Origin of the sequence: Luteimonas arsenica, assembly GCF_004352825.1 — a bacterium.
Lineage (GTDB): Bacteria > Pseudomonadota > Gammaproteobacteria > Xanthomonadales > Xanthomonadaceae > Luteimonas > Luteimonas arsenica.
Genome location: NZ_SJRW01000002.1, coordinates 1,009,298 through 1,028,096, shown reverse-complemented (window position 1 = coordinate 1,028,096; position 18,799 = coordinate 1,009,298). Strand labels below are relative to the sequence as shown.

The 18,799-nt window shown below is 70.8% G+C and carries 18 protein-coding genes; 8 read left to right on the top strand and 10 right to left on the bottom strand.

Annotation, left to right across the window (positions count from 1 at the left end; all coding sequences use genetic code 11):
- Positions 1-2: 2 nt before the first annotated feature.
- From E2170_RS12370 to E2170_RS12360, 3 genes are all read right to left on the bottom strand, one after another.
- Positions 3-1,211, bottom strand: a complete 1,209-nt coding sequence (locus tag E2170_RS12370) for an argininosuccinate synthase (protein ID WP_133000922.1) — start codon at positions 1,209-1,211, stop codon at positions 3-5.
- A 69-nt stretch (positions 1,212-1,280) separates the two neighbouring features.
- Positions 1,281-2,294 (bottom strand): N-acetylornithine carbamoyltransferase, encoded by a 1,014-nt coding sequence (locus E2170_RS12365; RefSeq protein WP_133000921.1) that lies wholly within the window; start codon positions 2,292-2,294, stop codon positions 1,281-1,283.
- 243 nt (positions 2,295-2,537) lie between these two features.
- Positions 2,538-3,032, bottom strand: a complete 495-nt coding sequence (locus tag E2170_RS12360) for a hypothetical protein (RefSeq protein ID WP_133000920.1) — start codon at positions 3,030-3,032, stop codon at positions 2,538-2,540.
- A gap of 101 nt (positions 3,033-3,133) precedes the next feature.
- On the opposite strand from E2170_RS12360, the gene cysS reads away from it, so the two are divergent.
- The 3 genes from cysS to E2170_RS12345 all read left to right on the top strand — a co-directional run bounded on the left by cysS (position 3,134) and on the right by E2170_RS12345 (position 6,290).
- Positions 3,134-4,570 (top strand): cysteine--tRNA ligase, encoded by a 1,437-nt coding sequence (gene cysS / locus E2170_RS12355; RefSeq protein ID WP_133000919.1) that lies wholly within the window; start codon positions 3,134-3,136, stop codon positions 4,568-4,570.
- A 2-nt stretch (positions 4,571-4,572) separates the two neighbouring features.
- On the top strand, positions 4,573-5,010 hold the full coding sequence (locus E2170_RS12350) for a SufE family protein (protein ID WP_165942228.1): 438 nt from the start codon (positions 4,573-4,575) through the stop codon (positions 5,008-5,010).
- Positions 5,011-5,075: 65 nt separating this feature from the next.
- Entirely contained in the window at positions 5,076-6,290 is a 1,215-nt protein-coding gene (locus E2170_RS12345) for an MFS transporter (RefSeq protein ID WP_133001199.1), read from the top strand.
- A 74-nt stretch (positions 6,291-6,364) separates the two neighbouring features.
- Here E2170_RS12345 and dksA read toward each other — a convergent pair whose 3' ends face one another.
- On the bottom strand, positions 6,365-7,345 hold the full coding sequence (gene dksA / locus E2170_RS12340; RefSeq protein ID WP_133000917.1) for an RNA polymerase-binding protein DksA: 981 nt from the start codon (positions 7,343-7,345) through the stop codon (positions 6,365-6,367).
- 283 nt (positions 7,346-7,628) lie between these two features.
- Between dksA and yidD the strand changes: the two genes are divergently transcribed.
- The 3 genes from yidD to E2170_RS12325 are packed head-to-tail and all read left to right on the top strand — an operon-like array spanning position 7,629 to position 10,115.
- Positions 7,629-7,868, top strand: coding sequence for a membrane protein insertion efficiency factor YidD (gene yidD / locus E2170_RS12335; protein ID WP_133000916.1), 240 nt, complete (start codon positions 7,629-7,631; stop codon positions 7,866-7,868).
- The gene (locus E2170_RS12330) at positions 7,865-9,214 is read left to right on the top strand and encodes a dihydroorotase (RefSeq protein WP_133000915.1); all 1,350 of its coding nucleotides are present in this window, start codon (positions 7,865-7,867) and stop codon (positions 9,212-9,214) included. The genes yidD and E2170_RS12330 overlap by 4 nt, the downstream gene beginning before the upstream one ends.
- A 43-nt stretch (positions 9,215-9,257) precedes the next feature.
- Positions 9,258-10,115, top strand: coding sequence for a M23 family metallopeptidase (locus tag E2170_RS12325; protein ID WP_133000914.1), 858 nt, complete (start codon positions 9,258-9,260; stop codon positions 10,113-10,115).
- 317 nt (positions 10,116-10,432) lie between these two features.
- On the opposite strand, the gene folE2 is transcribed toward E2170_RS12325, so the two are convergent.
- The 6 genes from folE2 to efp form a co-directional block, all read right to left on the bottom strand.
- Entirely contained in the window at positions 10,433-11,359 is a 927-nt protein-coding gene (gene folE2, locus E2170_RS12320; RefSeq protein WP_133000913.1) for a GTP cyclohydrolase FolE2, read from the bottom strand.
- A gap of 83 nt (positions 11,360-11,442) precedes the next feature.
- Positions 11,443-12,120, bottom strand: a complete 678-nt coding sequence (locus E2170_RS12315) for an isoprenoid biosynthesis enzyme family protein (protein ID WP_133000912.1) — start codon at positions 12,118-12,120, stop codon at positions 11,443-11,445.
- Positions 12,117-12,785 (bottom strand): phosphoglycolate phosphatase, encoded by a 669-nt coding sequence (gph, locus tag E2170_RS12310; protein ID WP_133000911.1) that lies wholly within the window; start codon positions 12,783-12,785, stop codon positions 12,117-12,119. The genes E2170_RS12315 and gph overlap by 4 nt, the downstream gene beginning before the upstream one ends.
- A 53-nt stretch (positions 12,786-12,838) precedes the next feature.
- A complete protein-coding gene (gene ubiG / locus E2170_RS12305; protein WP_133000910.1) occupies positions 12,839-13,561 on the bottom strand; it encodes a bifunctional 2-polyprenyl-6-hydroxyphenol methylase/3-demethylubiquinol 3-O-methyltransferase UbiG in 723 nt (240 codons plus the stop codon).
- A gap of 37 nt (positions 13,562-13,598) precedes the next feature.
- A complete protein-coding gene (locus E2170_RS12300; RefSeq protein ID WP_133000909.1) occupies positions 13,599-14,948 on the bottom strand; it encodes a TRZ/ATZ family hydrolase in 1,350 nt (449 codons plus the stop codon).
- Positions 14,948-15,514, bottom strand: coding sequence for an elongation factor P (gene efp / locus E2170_RS12295; RefSeq protein ID WP_133000908.1), 567 nt, complete (start codon positions 15,512-15,514; stop codon positions 14,948-14,950). The genes E2170_RS12300 and efp overlap by 1 nt, the downstream gene beginning before the upstream one ends.
- 50 nt (positions 15,515-15,564) lie before the next feature.
- Here efp and epmB point away from each other — a divergent pair, with 50 nt between their 5' ends.
- A complete protein-coding gene (gene epmB / locus E2170_RS12290) occupies positions 15,565-16,569 on the top strand; it encodes an EF-P beta-lysylation protein EpmB (RefSeq protein ID WP_133000907.1) in 1,005 nt (334 codons plus the stop codon).
- A gap of 101 nt (positions 16,570-16,670) precedes the next feature.
- Positions 16,671-18,752, top strand: a complete 2,082-nt coding sequence (locus tag E2170_RS12285; RefSeq protein WP_133000906.1) for an EAL domain-containing response regulator — start codon at positions 16,671-16,673, stop codon at positions 18,750-18,752.
- Positions 18,753-18,799: the final 47 nt, after the last annotated feature.

The following is an 18,799-nucleotide window of genomic DNA, read 5'->3' as shown; positions in this document are numbered from 1 at the left end:
GCTCACGACTTGTTGATTTCCGCCCACAGGGTGCTGCTCATGCCGAACAACTTGATGAAGCCCTCGGCCTCCTCCACGCCCCAGTCGGCCGACTGCGCATAGGTCGCGCCGCTGGCGTTGAGGATGTGCGGCGAACGCACGGCCACCGCATCGACGCGGCCGCCGCGTGTCTCCAGCACCACTTCACCGTTGACCATGCGCTGCGAGGAGTCGAGGAAGGCTTCCAGGTCGGCCTTCAGCGGGTCATGGTAGAAGCCCTCGTACACCAGCTCCACCCACTTGCGGCCGATTTCGGGCTTGAAGCGGTTCTGCTGCTTGCTCAGCACCGCCTCCTCCAGCGCGCGGTGCGCGGCCAGCAGCGCGGTGAGACCCGGCGCCTCGTAGACGATGCGGCCCTTGAGGCCGATGGTGGTGTCACCGGTGTACATGCCGCGGCCGACACCATAGGCGGCGAACATGGTGTTCAGCCGTGCCAGCAGCTTCGCGCCCGGCATCGCCTCGCCGTCCAGCGCCACCGCCTCGCCCTCGACGAAGCGCAGCGAAACCTGCAGCGGCTCGGTCGGCCAGGCGCTGCGCGGCGCGCACCAGCCGCGCGCGCCCTCGCCCGGGGCTTCCCAACGGTCGATCTCGCCACCGGACATGGTGATGCCGAGCAGGTTCTCGTTGATGGTGTAGGCCTTCTGCCGCGACTGCACGCCGAAGCCGCGCGCCTCCAGGTAGGCCTGTTCGTAGGCGCGCGTCTGCGTGTGCTCCTTCTGGATCTCGCGGATCGGCGCCACGATGCGGTAGTCGCCCGAAGCCTTCACCGCCAGGTCGAAGCGCACCTGGTCGTTGCCCATGCCGGTGCAGCCGTGGGCGATCGCGTTCGTGCCCAGGTCCTTCGCCCGCGCCAGCGCGGCGTCGACGATCAGGTAGCGGTCGGACACCAGCAGCGGGTATTGGCCCTGGTAGGCCTCGCCGGCGTGGATGAAGGGCTTCACGAAGCCCTCCCAGATCGCAGGGCCGCCGTCGATGGTGAGGTGGCTGGCCACGCCCAGTTCGGCGGCGCGCGCCTCGATCGCTTCGCGCTCGGCCGCGTCGACGCCACCGGTGTCGGCGAACACGGTGTGCACGGCCCAGCCGCGCTCCATCAGCCACGGCACGCAGAAGCTGGTGTCGAGGCCGCCGGAAAAGGCCAACACGATGTCTTTGGATTCGGAAGCAGCGGTCATCTTTCAGGGTTCCTGCGTTGTCTCCTCCCCCGCTTGCGGGGAAGGGTCGGGGTGGGGCGAAGCTTGCGACTACCTTCCAGCCAATGCGGCCATCAGCGCCTTCTGCACGTGCAGCCGGTTGCCCGCCTCCTGCACGGCGATGCAGCGCGGCGAGTCCATCACCGCGTCGCTCGCCTTGACGTTGCGGCGCAGCGGCAGGCAGTGGCTGAAGACGCCGTCGTTGGTCAGCGCCATCTTTTCCTCGTCGACCATGAAATGCCGGTACTGGTCGCGGATCGGCTTCTCCGGGCCCCAGTTGCCGAAGTACGGCAGCGCGCCCCAGCTCTTGGCGTAGACCACGTCGGCGCCGGCATAGGCGCTCTCGATGTCGTGGCTGACCGCCAGCGAGCCGCCGCTTTCGGCGACGTTGTCGCGCGCCCAGCCCATGTAGCGCCCGTCGAGCACGTACTCCGGCGTCGGGCACAGCAGGGTCACGTCCATGCCCATCCGCGTGGCGATGGTCAGCGCCGAGTTCGCCACCGCGGTGTTGAGCGGCTTCGGGTGGTAGGTCCAGGTCAGCACGTACTTCTTCCCGCGCAGGTCACTGGTGCCGAAGTGCTCCTGCAGCGCCAGCGCATGCGCCAGCTCCTGGCAGGGATGGGTGATGGTCTCCATGTTGATCACCGGCACCGTGGCGTACTTCGCGAAGCCCTTCAGCACCCGGTCCTCGCGGTCCACCGACCAGTCGACGAACTTCGGGAAGGCGCGCACGCCGATCATGTCGACGTACTGGCTGAGCACGCGCGCGACTTCGGCGATGTGCTCCTCGGCATCAGAGTCCATCACCGTGCCCAGCTCGAACTCGATCGGCCAGGCGTCCTTGCCCGGCTGCAGCACCACCGCGTGGGCGCCGAGCTGGAAGGCGCCCAGCTCGAAGCTGGTGCGGGTCCGCATCGAGGGGTTGAAGAACACCAGGGCGATGGACTTGCCCTTCAGCGCGTCGCCGATGGGTTCGCGCTTCATGCGCGCGGCCTCGGCCAGCACGGCGTCGAGCTGCGCGCGGGTCCAGTCCTGGGTGTTGAGGAAGTGCTGGTGGGCGGTCATGGCGTGGTCCATGGAATCGGAAACGAAAAAACCCGGCTCGGGCCGGGCTTCAAAGACGGATGACAGGTGCAGTCCGGTCCTAACCCAGGGAAACGTGGGCTTCCGGTCGGCGCGCGCGCGAGGTCATGCCCGCCGCCATGTAGGCGGAGGTCAGCAGACCGTGGACGGGGGCGCAGGCATGTTGCATCGCAGCGATCTTCCCACGGCCGGCGCCAGGGCTGCAAGCACCTGAGCGGGCCGGACTCATTCCTGGTTGCCCTCGGCCACGACCGGCGTCACCGCGACCTTCACCCGCAGCCGGTTGCCGGGGTCGGTGGGCAGCCGCGAGCGGTATTTCACGCCGCGGACCACGTAGTCGACGTCGTAGGCGATCGGGCGACGGAATTCGCGCTCCACCGGGACCAGGCGGCAGTCGCCTTCGCCCTCGCCGCCACCGTCCTCGTCCGTGGACTGCCCCCTGCGGCCAGGGGTCAGCACGTCGCGGACGGCACCCATCACGCGGGACAGGCCGCGCCGCTCCTCTTCCTCGGGCTGGACCATGCTCGACTGCTCGCAGCGTTCGACCATGCTGGTGGCGCGCAGCGTCTGGTACACCGGCTCGGCGCGCAGCACCTGGGCGTACTCGTAGCGGATGTTCTCGTTCGGGATCACCGTGTGCTGCGCCCACGCCGGCGCCACCGCGAATGCAGGAGCCAGTAGCAGCGGCAGCCACCGCTTTGCGGGCAGGTAGGGATCCATGTCGAACCGGGAGTGTAGGCGCTGGCTCCGGGAACCGCCTGAATCGTGGCTGTCACGGCGCCCCCCCGGTAGAATCGCAGGCCTGCAAAGCGGCCCCCCAGATGACCCTCCGACTCTTCAACAGCCTCACCCGCCGGGTCGAGGACTTCCAGCCCCGCGACCCCGCGTGCACCACCATGTATGTCTGCGGGCCGACGGTCTACAACTACGTCCACATCGGCAACGCCCGCGGGCCGGTGGTATTCGACGTGCTGGCCGGCGTCCTGCGCCGCCGCTTCGGGACGCTCGCCTACGCCCGCAACATCACCGACGTCGACGACAAGATCAACGCCGCCGCCGCCGAACAGGGCGTGCCGATCTCGGCGATCACCGACCGCTTCGCCGCCGCCTACCGCGAGGACATGGCCGCCCTGGGCGTGGCGCCGCCGGACATCGAGCCCGAGGCCACCGGCCACATCGCGCAGATCATCGCCATGATCGAGCGGCTGATCGAGGGCGGCCACGCCTATGCCGCGGAAGGCCACGTGCTGTTCTCGGTCGGCAGCTTCGACGGCTACGGCAAGCTCTCGCGCCGCGAACTGGAGGACATGCTGGCCGGTGCCCGCGTCGATGTCGCGCCCTACAAGCGCGATCCCGGCGACTTCGTGCTGTGGAAGCCCTCCACCGGCGACCTGCCCGGCTGGGATTCGCCCTGGGGCCGCGGCCGCCCGGGCTGGCACATCGAGTGTTCGGCGATGGCCGCCGCCCACCTGGGCGAGACCATCGACATCCACGCCGGCGGCGTCGACCTGCAGTTCCCGCACCACGAGAACGAGATCGCGCAGAGCGAGTGCGCCCACGGCGGCGCGCCCTTCGCACGCTTCTGGCTGCACAACGGCATGCTCAACTTCGGCGGCGCGAAGATGTCGAAGTCGGTGGGCAACATCGAAAAGGTGCACGACCTGGTGCGCCAGCATCCGCCCGAGGCCCTGCGCCACGCGCTGATGTCGGCCCATTACCGGCAGCCGCTGGAATGGTCCGACGGCCTGGTCGAGCAGAGCGTGCGCACCCTGGACCGGCTGTACGGCACCCTGCGCGACGCCGACGCCCTGCTGGCCGAACGCGGCGTCGACGCCACGCCGGCCGCCGGGGGCGTGGCGATCCCGGACGCCATCGAGGCCGCGCTCGACGACGATCTCAACACCCCGCAGGCGCTGGCCGAGCTGGCCGCGATCGCCGGCAACGTGCGCGTGCTGCGCGGCGCCATCGCCCAGGGCGAAGCCACCGGCGACGGCCCGCTGCAGGCGCTGGCGACCCTGGGCGCCAGCCTGCGCTCCGGCGGCCGCGCGCTCGGCCTGCTGCAGCAGGCGCCGGCCGAATGGTTCTCGCGCGGCGCCTCCGGCGATGACGACGCCCGCATCCAGGCCCTGGTCGACGAGCGCGCCGCGGCCAAGCAGGCCCGCGACTTCGCCCGCGCCGACGCCATCCGCGACCAGCTGGCCGCCGAAGGCATCCTGCTCGAGGACACGCCGCAGGGCGTGCGCTGGAAGCGGGGCTGAGCATGGACACCCTCTTCCCGCTCGAGGCCACCGCCACCGAAGCCCAGGCCGCGATCCGCGACGAGTTCGCCTTCTTCGGCGACTGGTCGGAGCGCTACCAGTACCTGATCGACCTCGGCCGCAAGCTGCCGGAGTTCCCGGACGCGCTGCGCAGCGAGGAACACCGCCTGCACGGCTGCCAGTCGATGGTCTGGATCGTGCCCTCGGGTGACGCCGGCCGCCTGGACTTCGCCGCCGCCAGCGATTCGGCCATCGTCTCCGGTCTGGTCTACCTGGCGCTGCGCGTGTATTCCGGCCGCAGCGCGCGCGAGATCCTCGACACCGACCCTTCGTACATCGCCGACATCGGGCTGGCCAAGCACCTCTCCCCCACCCGCAGCAACGGCCTGGCCTCGCTGCTGGCCTTCATCCGCGACACCGCGCAGCGCGCGCTGGCGTGAGCACGGCGGGGGCCGGCACCGGCGGCGGCGCGCCCCAGGCGCGGGCGCCCGCGGACGACAGCCGCATGGCGCCGCTGCGCAACCGTTCCTTCCGCGGCCTGATGGCCTACCGCATCTGCACCATCCTGTCCTACCAGATGGTGGCGGTGACGGTGGGCTGGCACGTCTACGAGCTGACGCGCGATCCGTGGATGCTGGGCCTGATCGGCCTGGCCGAACTCATCCCCTACTTCTGCGTGGCGCCGTTCGCCGGCTACCTGGTCGACCACCTGCCGCGGCGCAAGCTCGGAATGTACGCCTGCATCGGGCTGGCGGTGACGCCGATCGCGCTGGCGCTGATCGCCTCGGGCGTCCTGGGCGAGGTGCGCGTGGCCTGGATCTACGCCGCCCTGGTGCTGACCGGCGCGGTGCGCGCCTTCCTCGGCCCGGTCTACAACGCGCTGTTCGCGCGCGTGCTGCCGCGGCCGCAGTTCGCGCGCGGGGCGAGCCTGGGCAGCATCGTGTTCCAGTCGGCGATGGTGCTGGGGCCTGCGATCGGCGGCGTGATCGTGGGCGCGGCGGGCAAGTGGGTGTCCTACGCGGTGGCCGCGGGCTTCGCCCTGATGGCCGCGTTCGCGATCCGGCGCCTGAAGGTCACCGAGCCGGCGATCACCCTGCAGGGCGCACCGATCTTCTCCAGCATCGCCGAGGGCGCGCGCTTCGTGTTCTCCAACCAGATCATCCTCGGCGCGCTGGCGCTGGACATGTTCGCGGTGCTGTTCGGGGGCGCGATCTCACTGGCGCCGGCCTTCATCCAGGAGATCCTGCATTACGGACCCGAGGGCCTGGGCATCCTGCGCAGCGCGCCAGCCCTGGGCGCGGTGCTGATGGGCGTGGTGCTGGCGCGCAATCCGCCGACCCGCCACGCCGGGCGCATCCTGCTGTTCGCCGTGGTCGGCTTCGGCCTGAGCATCATCGGCTTCGGGCTGTCGAAGGCGTTCTGGCTGTCGGCCTTCTTCCTGCTGATGTCGGGCATGTGCGACGGGGTGTCGGTGGTGCTGCGCTCGACCATCCTGCAGCTGTCCACGCCGGACGAGATGCGCGGCCGGGTGTCGTCGATCAACGGCCTGTTCGTGGGCTCGTCCAACGAGCTCGGCGCGTTCTACGCCGGCTCGATGGCGCGACTGCTGGGGCTGGTGCCCGCCGTGGTGCTGGGCGGCTGCGTCACGATGACCGTGGCCGCGGTCACCGCGTGGCGGGCGCCGAAGCTCCGGCGTCTGGACCTGCGCGAACTGCACTGAGCGCAGTGCGGGCTCCGCCAATGAAAAGACCCCGCGATGCGGGGCCTTTCAGTATCCGTCCTTGCCGGCCGCGATCAGTCGCCGATCTGCTTCTGCAGGTGCTCCCAGCGCTCCTGCTCGTCGATGGTGCGTTCGGCGGTGAGGCGGGCTTCCAGGCGGTCCAGGCCGATCTCCTCGCCGGAGTCGACGCTGTAGCCGTATTCACCCGAATCCACGCGCTTGAGCGTGCTGTCGATCTTGCCGATCAGCTTGCGGTAGCGGTCGCGGGTGCGCAGTTCCAGCGAGTTCTCGGTCTCGCGGGTGGCGCGCTCGGCATCGTCGCCGACATCGCGCACTTCGTCCTTGAGGTTCTCGATGGTCTGCTTGGATTCTTCGACCAGGTCGGCGCGCCAGCCGAGCAGGCGCTGGCGGAAGTATTCGAGCTGCAGCGGGCTCATGTACTCCTCGTCGGCGGCTGGCTTGTAGCCCGCCGGCAGGATCGGACGGCCGGTGGCCTCGTCGGTCTTGTGCGGGATGGTCTTGTACCGGGTCCTGGGCGCCGGCGCGGAGGCCGGGCGGTTGGTCACCGCCACCGCGACCTTGCCGCCACGGCGCGTGGGCGCAGGGCGCGGAGCGACGGGAGCGACCTTGGTGGAAGGCTTGGCGCTGGCCTTCTTGGCTGCGGCCTTGGATGCGGGCGCCGGTGCCGGCTTCGCGACGGCGGCCTTCTTCGCCGGGACCGCCTTCTTCGCGGCCTTGGCCGGGGCGGCCTTCTTCGCCACGGGCTTCGGCGCAGGCGCCTTCTTTGCGACCGCCTTCTTCGCCACGGCTGCCTTCTTCGCCGGCGCCGCCTTCTTCGCGGGGGCCTTGGCCGGGGCCTTCTTCGCCGCAGCCTTGGCCGGGGCGGCCTTCTTCACCGCGGCCTTCTTCGCGGGGGCTTTCTTCGCAGGCGCGGCCTTCTTCGCCGGGGCCTTCTTCGCGGCAGGCTTCTTCGCCGCAGCCTTGGCCGGGGCGGCCTTCTTCGCTGCGGGCTTGGCGGCCTTGGCGGCCTTCTTGACGGTCTTCTTCACTGCCACGTTCGGCGATCCTTCTGGGACAAATGGGCGCCGTCCGCTTGCAGGCGGGCGGCCGCCGGCCAGGCAGCGGGAGCGGGGCATCCACCGGTACGTGCCGCATCGCGACGACGACGACTGACGTTTTCCGGCCACCGGGAGCGCCCCTGGGGGGCGTGCTTGTGGCCGGCGCCACACTCCCGTCGCTTGGACGGGAAAGCGGGGTGTTATACCCTGCCCTGACTGCAGCGGCAACCGCGGCACGCCGCGCCACCACCCCCTCCGCCGCCGCCCCCAGATCGAACGCTTGATCGACCGACTGCTCATCGCGCTGCTCCGGGGCTACAAACGCTGGCTCAGCCCCCTGCTCGGCCCGCGCTGCCGCTTCGTGCCCACCTGCTCCGAGTACGCCATGCAGGCGATCGCGACCCACGGCGCCCTGCGCGGAAGCTGGCTGGCGGCCAGGCGCGTCGGGCGCTGCCACCCCCTCCATCCCGGCGGCTTCGACCCGGTGCCGCCCCGCGACGACGGACCACCCCCACCATGACCGACACCCTCATCCTCAACGCGCGCCTGGTGAACGAAGGCCGCGAATTCGACGCCGACCTGCGCGTGCGCGATGGCCGCATCGATGCCATCGGCAGCAGCCTGTCGCCGCGCGCCGGCGAGACCGTGGTCGACGCCGCCGGCCGCCGCCTGCTGCCGGGCATGATCGACGACCAGGTGCACTTCCGCGAACCGGGCATGGAGTACAAGGCCGACATGGCCACCGAGTCCGCCGCGGCCGTGGCCGGCGGCCTGACCAGCTTCATGGACATGCCCAACACCAGCCCGCCGACGCTCGACGCCGCAGCGCTGGAGGACAAGTACGCCCGCGCCGCCGGCCGTGCCCGCGCCAACCACGGCTTCTACATGGGTGCCAGCAACGACAACCTGGAGGCCGTGCGCGCGATCGACCCGCGCGCCACCCCGGGCCTGAAGGTGTTCATGGGCGCATCCACCGGCAACATGCTGGTCGACAACCCGGAGACCCTGGACGGCATCTTCCGCGACACCCCGGTGCCGATCATCACCCACTGCGAGGACACGCCGATGATCGACGCGGCGCTGTCGGCCGCCCGCGCGCAGTACGGCGACGACATTCCCGCGGAGCTGCACCCCGACATCCGTTCGCGCGAGGCCTGCATCAAGTCCACACGCCTGGCGCTGGAGCTGGCGCGCCGCCACGGCACCCGTCTGCACGTGCTGCACATCTCCACCGCCGACGAACTGACCCTGTTCGAGGCTGGCCCGCTGGTGGACGCGGCGGGGAAGCTGCGCAAGCGCATCACCGCCGAGACCTGCATCCACTTCCTGCGCTTCGACCGCGCCGACTACGCGCGCCTGGGCCACCAGATCAAGTGCAATCCCGCGATCAAGGACGCCGGCGACCGCGAGGCACTGCTGCGCGCGCTGGCCGACGACGTGATCGACGTGCTGGCCACCGACCACGCGCCGCACACCTGGGAGGAGAAGCAGGCGCCCTACACCCGTGCCCCCAGCGGGCTGCCGCTGGTGCAGTACGCCCTGGTCGCGGCGCTGGAGTGCGTGCACGAGGGCCGTTTCGACACCGCGCGCGTGGTGCAGAAGTTCGCGCACGCACCGGCTCAGCTGTTCGACGTGAAGGAGCGCGGCTTCCTGCGCGAGGGCTACTGGGCCGACCTGGTGCTGGTCGAGGACACCCCGTTCACCGTCATGCGCGAAGACGTGCTGTCGAAGTGCGCCTGGTCGCCGTTCGAAGGCACCACCTTCCGCTCGCGCATCGCCTCTACCTGGGTCAACGGCGAACTGGCCTGGGACGGCGCCAGGATCGTGGGTGAAGCCGCCGGCCGTCGCCTGGAGTTCGCGCGATGAGGCTGCGCGCGGTGATCGCCCGCGGCGCGGCGGAGTGCAAGGCATGACGCCCGCCGCTGCCATCCTGGTCGGCCTGCTGTCCACCCTGCCCTGGGCGCTCGCCATCGCGCAGGCGGCTCCTGCCTTGGCCGCCGCCGATGCCGCCGCCGATGCGCGCGTGGTCTTTCCCGAGCGCGTGCAGCAGGGCGCGCTGGTGCTGGGCAAGGTGCCACCGGGCAGCCGCGTCGAGTACGGCGGTCGCGAGCTGCGCAGCACCGCCTACGGCACCGTGGTGTTCGGCGTCGGCCGCGACGCCACCGGGCCGCTGCAGGTGGCGGTCACCCGCCCCGATGGCAGCCGCGCCGACACCCGCATCCAGGTCGATCCGCGCGACTGGCCGATGGAGCGCGTCGACGGCGTGCCGCCGAAGACCGTCGAGCCGCCGCCGGCGATCGCCGAGCGCATCCGCCGCGAGCAGGCGCGCGTGACCGAGGCCCGCAAGCGCGACGACGACCGCGCCGATTTCGCCCAGCGCTTCATCCGCCCGGTCGAAGGTCGCATCAGCGGCCGCTTCGGCAGCGGCCGCATCTACAACGGCAAGCCCGGTGCCGGCCACTCCGGCATGGACATCGCTGCCCCCAACGGCACCGCGGTGAAGGCCCCGGCCGCCGGCATCGTGACCTTCGCCGACCCCGGCCTCTACCTCACCGGCGGCACCGTGGTGATCGACCACGGCCACGGCGTCAGCTCCAACTTCCTGCACCTCTCGCGCATCGACGTGAAGGTCGGCGACCGCGTCGAACAGGGCCATGCCTTCGCCGCCGTAGGCGCCACCGGCCGCGCCACCGGCCCCCACCTGCACTGGGGCATGAACTGGTTCGACGTGCGCGTTGATCCTTTGCTGGTGCTGGAGCGGCCGTAAAAGCAAAGGATTTGCCACGGATTTACGCGGATGGGCGCGGATTTACACGGATAAAGCAAAAGCAAAGGGCAGGGAAAAAGCTTTCTTTGCCACGGATTTGCGCGGATTACGCGGATCTGACCGAGGCAAGGATGTAGCGAACAGCCCTTCCAAAGAAAAGAAATGGGTGCAGGGCGCGGTGTTGGCGCTGGCCTCGCCCTGATCCGCGTAATCCGCGCAAATCCGTGGCAAAAAAGCTCTTGGCTTTTTCTGCCCTTTCGCTCTATCCGCGTAAATCCGCGTCCATCCGCGTCATCCGTGGCAAAAAAGCTTCCGCCTCAGCCCCCAACCGTGCCGGAAACGCGAGCCACGGCGTCATGCGCGTGGAGGCTTTCGAAGTGGGAGACGGTGGCGTCGAAGCGGGCGACGTGCGGGCTGGTGGAGGCGACGGCGGCGACGCGGCGGGCGGCGTCTTCGCAGAACATGAGGTTGTCCGCGTTGGCGCGGGCGAAGGCCTGTTCGTCCTCGCGCTTGACGGCGGTCTGCACCGGGGTGCCGAGGGCGGCTTCGATGGCGTCGACCAGTTCCAGCAGCGGCAGGGCGTCGACGCCTTCGCGCAGGGTCACGCGCACGTCGGCGCGGCTGCGCTGGGCGTGCGGGGTCGCGGCCAGGCCGCGGGGGGAAGACAGCCACTCGTGCACGTCGATCTTCGACGGCGCGTCGTCATTGGCGAAGTCGGTCTCGAAGCGGTCGGCGATGGCCTTGCGCGAGAGCGCCGCCGAGGCCGGGCAGGTGCTGGAGTAATCGATGCCGAAGGAGAGCACGATTTCCACGCCGGCAGGCGACAGGGTGGCGTCGACTTCGACCGGGTACGACTTCCAACCGGCGTTGTCGCTGGCCAGCGCGCGGCGCTTGAGCAACTGCTCCCAACGCAGCGTCAGGCGCGCGGTGGTGGCCAGGCCCGACTGCGAGTCGATGCATTCGCGCAGCAGGTCGCGCAGCACCGCGGCCGTCAGCGGCTTCGTGGACAGCGCGTCCTGCACCAGCAGGTAGAGGCGCGACATGTGGATGCCGCGGGTTTCCGCGCTCGCCAGGTCCACGCCGATGTCCGCCGAGGCCGGCACCCGCTGCGGCTGGCCGCCGTCGCCGGCGACCAGCAGCGGCAGCGCGATGCGGCGCATGCCGACCCAGTCGAGCGGACGGGCGGCGGCGGCGCGGTCGTAGGCGACGTCCGGCAGCACCGGGGGCGGGTTGGAAGAAGTCACGCGAAAGCCTGCAAACGGGAACGACTCGCAATTCTACCGGGTCGCGATGCCGGCCCCGCGCAACGGTGCGTGTCGTTCCCGGCTCAGGCCACGGAACGGGCCCCTCGCCAGGCGGTGAACAGCGCGCCCAGCGGGCGCAGGGGCCGCTGCGGCCGCTGCAGCCGCGCCGTGACCAGGGCGGCCTGGATGCCCCGCGGCGCGCTGCCCGGATGTGTCGCCACCGATGCGTCATCGACGCCCTCGATCGCATCCATCGACGCGGCCCGCAGCAGCGCCCGCTCCCCCAGCAGGCTGGCCAGCACGGCGGCACGGGCATCCATGTCGACGTCACGGCCGTCGAACAGCACCGCTTCGCAGTCGGCCACCGCCGCGGCGAAGGCCTGGCCCGCGGCTGCGCCGGTGCCCGGACCGGTCTCCCCTTCGCCACCGCGCAGCGCGCGCAGGTCCGGCAGCGCCCGGCCCAGTGCCTGCCAGGGCGCCGCGACCGGCTGCAACAGCGCTCCCAGCGGATGGCGGCGCGCACCCTTCGACCAGCCGACCAGTTCCTCCTGCCACCAGGCGAGCTTGGCCAGGCCGGGCGTCGGATCGGCGCCGCCCCAGGCGGCATCGGTCAGCTCCTGCAGCAGGGTCAGCCAGGCTTCGACCCGCGGCCTGCTGGCCGCCGGCACGAAGACCATGCCGAACTCCCACTCCGGCCAGCGCGCGCGCCATTTGGCGACGAAGCTGGCGGCATCGTCGCGGACATCGATGTCCATGCTCACGGCCAGGCGTCCGGGTCGAGCAGGTCGGCGGGCGTTGCGGCCATCGCGTCGGCCTGCCAGGTGAGCGGGTCGTCGTGCTGCAGGCGGTAGCCCCAGAGCGCGACCAGGGAGCGCATGCCGGCGGCACGCGCGGCGAGGATGTCGCGCTCGTCGTCGCCGACGTAGACGCAGTCGGCGACCGCGAAGCCCATCGCTTCGGCCGCATGCAGCAGCGGCAGCGGGTGCGGCTTGCGCTCGGCCAGAGTGTCGCCGCCGATCAGGACGCCGCTGCGCTGCTCCCAGCCCAGCGACGACATCAGGTTTCGCGCAAGGTACTCCGGCTTGTTGGTGACGATGCCCCAGCGCGCGCCGTCGGCCTCCAGCGCCGACAACATGGCCTCGATGCCGTCGAAGGCATTGCCGTGGCGGCCCAGTTCCTCGCCATAGACGGCGAGAAACTCCTGGATCATCTCTGCCGGCACCTCGCCACCCAGCTCCGGGAACGCCGCCGCGCTCATCGCGCGCGCGCCCTTGGACACGTGCGGGCGCAGTTCGGCCAGCGGCATCGGCGGCGCACCGCGCGCGGCGCGCATGCGGTTCACGGTGGCGGCCATGTCCGGCGCGCTGTCGAGCAGGGTGCCGTCTAGGTCGAACAGGACGCAGCGCGGGAAGCACCCGCTGCGCATGCCGGCCGCACCCACTGACCCGCCCGCGCGCCCAGCCGCGGAATCCGGGCCGCTCACGCCGCGCCCGGCTTCGTTGCCGAGGCCAGGTAGTTGATGTCGGTGCGCGACGACAGCCGCGCGCGGTTGGCCCAGGGCTCGTAGGCCAGGCCGGCGACGTCGTCGAGTTCCAGCCCGGCGTCGCGCAGCCAGGCGGCAAGCTCGGAGGGGCGGATGAAGTCGCGGTACTGGTGGGTGCCGCGCGGCAGCAGTCGCGCCACGTACTCGGCACCGACGATGGCCAGCGCGAACGCGGCCGGCGTGCGGTTGAGCGTGGACACGAACAGCTTGCCGCCCGGCTTCAGCAGCGCCGCGCAGGCGCCGATGATCGCGCCGGGATCGGGCACGTGCTCGAGCATCTCCATGCAGGTGACCACATCGAAGCTGGCAGGTGCTTCGGCAGCCAGTGCTTCGACGGCCTGCACGCGGTAATCGATCTTCACGGCGGATTCCAGCGCATGCAGGCGCGCCACCTTGACCAGGTCACCGGCGAGGTCGATCGCAGTGACTTCGGCGCCGGCCTGCGCCATCGCCTCGCTCAGCAGCCCGCCGCCGCAGCCCACATCCAGCACGCGGGCACCGGCCAGCGGCCGCCGCGCGGCCACGTAGCCCAGGCGCACCGGGTTGAGCGCGTGCAGCGGCTTCTGCGGACCCTCCGGATCCCACCAGCGGTTGGCCAGCTCGGCGAACTTGTCGAGTTCGGACTGGCGGAAGTTGGCCCCGGGGGAGGAAGTGCTCATGGCGACGGCTCGAAAGTTTCGGGTGGGCGCCGGCGCCTCAGGCGCCGGTGCGGATGCCGGCCATGCGCGTGCGCCATTGGCGGGCGTTGGCGACCAGGGCGGTGGGATCGATGTCGACCAGCTCGCGCTCGCGCAGCTTCACCGCACCCGCGATCCAGACATCGCTGACCTGGTGGCGGCCGGCGGCATAGACCAGCTGCGAGACCACGTGGTGCAGCGGCTGGGTCTCCAGGTCGCCGAGGTCGATGCAGGCCATGTCGGCCTGCTTGCCCGGCTCCAGCGAGCCGATCCGGTCGTCGAAACCGATCGCCTTCGCGCCGCCCAGGGTCGCCGCGCGCAGCGCCGTGAACGCGTCGAAGCCGGCGGCGTCCCGGGCCACGGCCTTGGCCAGCAGCGCCGCGGTACGCGTCTCGCCGACCATGTCGAGGTCGTTGTTGCTGGCGCAGCCGTCGGTGCCGATGGCGAGGTTCACGCCCGCGCGCTCCAGGGCGCAGGCCGGGCAGAAGCCGGAGGCCAGCTTCAGGTTCGACTCCGGGCAGTGCACCACGCTCACCCCGCGCTCGGCGCAGAGGTGGATCTCGGCCTCGGTCAGCTGGGTCATGTGCACGGCGATCAGGCGGTCGTTGACCAGGCCCAGGCGATCCAGGCGCGCGATCGGGCGCTGGCCGTGCTCCTTCAGCGACTGCTCGACCTCCTGCGCGGTCTCGTGCAGGTGCAGGTGCACCGGCACGTCCAGCTGGTCGGCCAGCATGCGCACGCGCTCGAAGTTGGCGTCGTTGACCGTGTACGGCGCGTGCGGCGCGAAGGCCATGGCGATCAGCGGATCTTTGCGCCACTGGTCGTGGACGGCGCCCGCCTTGTCGAAGTATTCGTCGTCGCCGGCGGCCCAGGCGGTCGGGAAGTCGATCACCGGCAGCCCGACGCGGGCGCGGAAGCCGTGGCGTTTGTAGACGGCCGCCTGCACGTCGGGGAAGAAGTAGTTCTCGTTGCAGCAGGTGGTGCCGCCGCGCAGCATCTCGGCGATCGCCAGGGTGACGCCTTCCTCGACGAAGGCCGGCCCGATCACCGCGGCCTCGATCGGCCAGATGTGCTGCTGCAGCCAGACCTTGAGCGGCAGGTCGTCGGCGATGCCGCGCATCAGGGTCATGGGGTTGTGGGTGTGGGCGTTGACGAAGCCCGGCAGCAGCACGCCGTCTGGCCGCGACACCACCTCGGCCGGGGCGAAGCGCGCGCGCGCCTCTGCCCGCGGGAGCAGCGCGACGATGGCGCCATCGCGCACGGCGACGGCGTGATCCTCCAGGACCACGCCGTGCGGCTCGACCGGAACGACATGCCCGGCCTCGACCAGCAGGTCGCAGGCCTCGCGCGCGGCCGCCTCGACCGTCATCACTTCACCCGGCTGACGTACTCGCCGGAGCGGGTGTCGACCTTGATGATCTCGTCCTGGTTGACGAACAGCGGCACGCGCACCACTGCGCCGGTCTCGAGCGTGGCCGGCTTGCCGCCGCCGCCCGAGGTGTCGCCACGGACGCCGGGATCGGTCTCGGTGATCTTCAGTTCGACGAAGTTCGGCGGGGTGACCTGTATCGGGGTGCCGTTCCACAGGGTGACCACGCAGTCCTCCTCGCCCTTGAGCCACTTCTCGGCACCGCCCATGCCGGCCTTGTCGGCCTGGACCTGCTCGAAGCTCTCCGGGTTCATGAAGTGCCAGTACTCGCCGTCGGCGTAGAGGTATTGCATGTCGGTGTCGACGACGTCGGCGGCTTCCACCGAGTCGGTCGACTTCATGGTGACTTCCTGCACGCGGCCCGACTTGATCAGGCGGTACTTCACGCGGGTGAACGCCTGGCCCTTGCCCGGCTTGACGTACTCGGTATCGGTGATGATCGCGGGTTCCGCGTTGACGAGGATCTTCATCCCGTTCTTGACGTCGTTCATGCCGTAGCTGGCCATGCGTGCTCCTGCAGGGGTTGGGCCGCGCGAGCGGCTAGAATGTGCGGGAAATGATACCCGCAGCCCCCCTTTCCATGCAGCCACGCGGCTGGCAGCAGGCCTGGCGCGCCTCCGTGCGCGAGCCGCGGGAGCTGCTGGAACTGGTCGGGCTGGCCCACGAGGCCGCCGCCGTGCCCGCCGCGGCCCTGGATGCCTTCGCCCTGCGCGTGCCCCGGGGCTTCGTGGCCCGGATGCGCCACGGCGACCCCGACGACCCCCTGCTGCGCCAGGTCCTGCCGCGGGTGGACGAGCTGCGCACGGTGCCCGGCTTCGGCCTGGACGCCGTGGGCGACGCCGCCGCGAAGAAGGCCCGCGGCGTCATCCATAAATACGCCGGCCGCGCCCTGCTGGTGGCCACCGGCAGCTGCGCGATCAACTGCCGCTACTGCTTCCGCCGCCATTTCCCCTATGCCGATGAGAGCGCGGCCGCCGGCGGCTGGGCCGAGGCCGTGGCCGCGATCGCCGCCGACCCCGGCATCACCGAGGTGATCCTGTCCGGCGGCGACCCGCTGTCGCTGGCCACCCGCAAGCTGGCCGAGCTGACCGGCCTGCTGCGCGAGGTTCCGCATATCCGCCGGCTGCGCATCCACAGCCGCCTGCCGGTGGTCCTGCCCGAGCGCGTGGACGAGGAGCTGCTGGCCTGGCTGCGCGGCCTGCCCTGGCCGGTGGCGGTGGTGGTGCACGCCAACCACGCCAACGAATTCGATGCCACCGTCGATGCCGCCATGGCCGCCCTGCGCGGCGCCGGTGCGAGCCTGCTCAACCAGGCGGTGCTGCTGGCCGGGGTCAACGACTCGGTCGATGCCCTGGCCGATCTCTGCGAGCGCGGCTTCGAGGCCGGCGTGCTGCCCTACTACCTGCACCAGCTTGACCGCGTCGCCGGCACCGCGCATTTCGAAGTCGGCGACGGGCGCGCCCGCGCCCTGCACGCCGCGCTGGTCGCGCGCCTGCCCGGCTACCTTGTTCCACGCCTGGTTCGCGAGATCGCCGGCGACACCTCCAAACGCGCACTGTGACCGCAGTCGCTGCCTTTGCCACCCCACGCCCGGATAACGGGCCTGCAGCGTGGACGCCACGCGTCGCCGCATGGCATAACGCCGCTTCCACGGAGAAACCCATGTCGAAAACCCAGGAAGCCGCCCTGCGACTGATGATCGTCGACGACAGCCGCGAAGCCGCGGAAGCCATCGTCAGCACCCTGCGCAACGCGGGCATCGCGGTACGCCCGCTGCGGCCGGCCTCGGAGGACGAGCTGGCGGCCATGGTGGCCGCGCAGCCGGTGGACGTGGTGGTCGCGCAGCACGATTCCGCGGCGCTGCCCCTGGCGTCCGTGCTGCAACAGGTGTCCGCGACCGGCAAGGACATGCCCGTGGTGGCCCTGGCCGACGCCATCGATCAGGCGGCCTACGTCGAGGCGATGGCCATGGGTGCCCGCGCCCTGACCCTGCGCGAACCGGCCTCCCTGCTGCTCACCGTCATCCGCAACGCCTGGGCCGACCTCGAGGCACGTCGCGCGCAGCGTCGGCTGGAAGCGCGGCTGCGCGAGACCGAGCGCCGCTGCGACGCCCTGATCGACTCCTCGCGCGACCCCATCGCCTATGTCCACGAGGGCATGCACATCCGCGCCAACCAGGCCTACCTGGAAATGTTCGGCTACGACGATTTCGAGGACATCGAGGGCATGTCGCTGCTGGACATGGTCGCGCCGCAGCACGTCGAAGACTTCCGCCAGCTGCTCAAGTCCCTCGCCCAGGGCGAGGCGCCGCCGCCGCGCTACGAGCTGCAGGCGCGCGACATCGACGGCAACGTCTTCCCCGCGGCGATGGAGTTCGTCCAGGCCCAGTACGAGGGCGAACCCTGCGTCCAGGTGGTGATCCGCCGCCAGGAGCTCGATCCCGAGCTGGCCCACGAGATCGAGGAGCTGCGCCAGCGCGACCAGGCCACCGGCCTGTACAACCGCGCCACCTTCCTGCACGCGCTCGAGGACGCGGTCGACGCCTCCGCCCAGGGCAATGCCCAGCACGGTCTGCTGCTGCTCGAGCCTGACCATTACCATCATCTGCTGGCCGACATCGGCCTGGATTCGGCCGACGACCTGCTGGCCTCGGCCGCAGCCCGGCTCACCGCCGTTGCCGAGGGCCACAACGCGGTCGCGGCGCGCTTCGGCGACCACACCCTGGCCCTGCTGGTGCGCAACACCGACCACGCGGGCACCGAGGCCATGGCCAACCGCGTGCTCGAGGCATTCTCCGCCGAGCTGTTCGAGATCGGCTCGCGCTCGAGCGTGATCACCGCCAGCATCGGCGCGGTCCAGGTCGGCGAGAAGATCGCCAGCGTCAGCCAGGTGCTGGCCAAGGCGACCGAGGGCATGGCGTCGGCCAGCGGCACCGGCGGCAACCGCTTCGAGCTGTTCGATCCCAGCGCGGTGGACCGCGCCGAGGTCGAACACATCCAGGCCTGGGTCGCGCGCCTGCGCGACGCCCTGGACAACGAAGGCTTCCTGCTCCACTACCAGCCGGTGATCAGCCTGCAGGGCGACACCGGCGCAGTCTACGAGGCCTTCCTGCGCCTGAAGGGCGCCGATGGCGAACTGATCAAGCCGCTGAGCTTCCTGCAGATCGCCGAGGAGCATGGCTTGCTGTGGGAGATCGACCGCTACGTGGTGGGCCGCGCGATCGCGGTGATCGGCGAGCGCATCCGCGCCAGCAAGCCCACCACCCTGCTGGTCAAGGTCAGCCAGGCCTCGCTGGCCGACGACAGCCTGCCGCGCTACATCGGCGAGCAGCTGCTCGAGCACGGCGTGCCTGGCGAATACCTGGTGGTGCAGCTGGCCGAGGCCAAGGTCTTCACCCACCTCAAGGCCGCGCAGGAATTCGCCGCGGCGATCGCGCGCCAGGACTCGCGCATCGCGCTGGAGAACTTCGGCGCCGGACTCGACTCGTTCCAGCTGCTGGCGCACCTGAAGCCGAACATGCTGAAGATCGACCCCGGCTTCATCGAAGACCTCACCGGCAACGCCGAAAACCAGGAGCGGGTGCGCGAGATGGCGGGCAAGGCCCGCGAACTGGGCATCCAGACCATGGCCGACTTCGTGTCCGACGCCGCGACCATGTCGGTGCTGTTCGGCACCGGCGTGGACTACGTGTCCGGCAACTTCCTGGCCCCCTCGGGGCCGGACATGGGCTACGACTTCGACTGAGCGGCGCGGCGGCGCGGATCGCGCCGCCGGCCATCGTCACCGCCTTC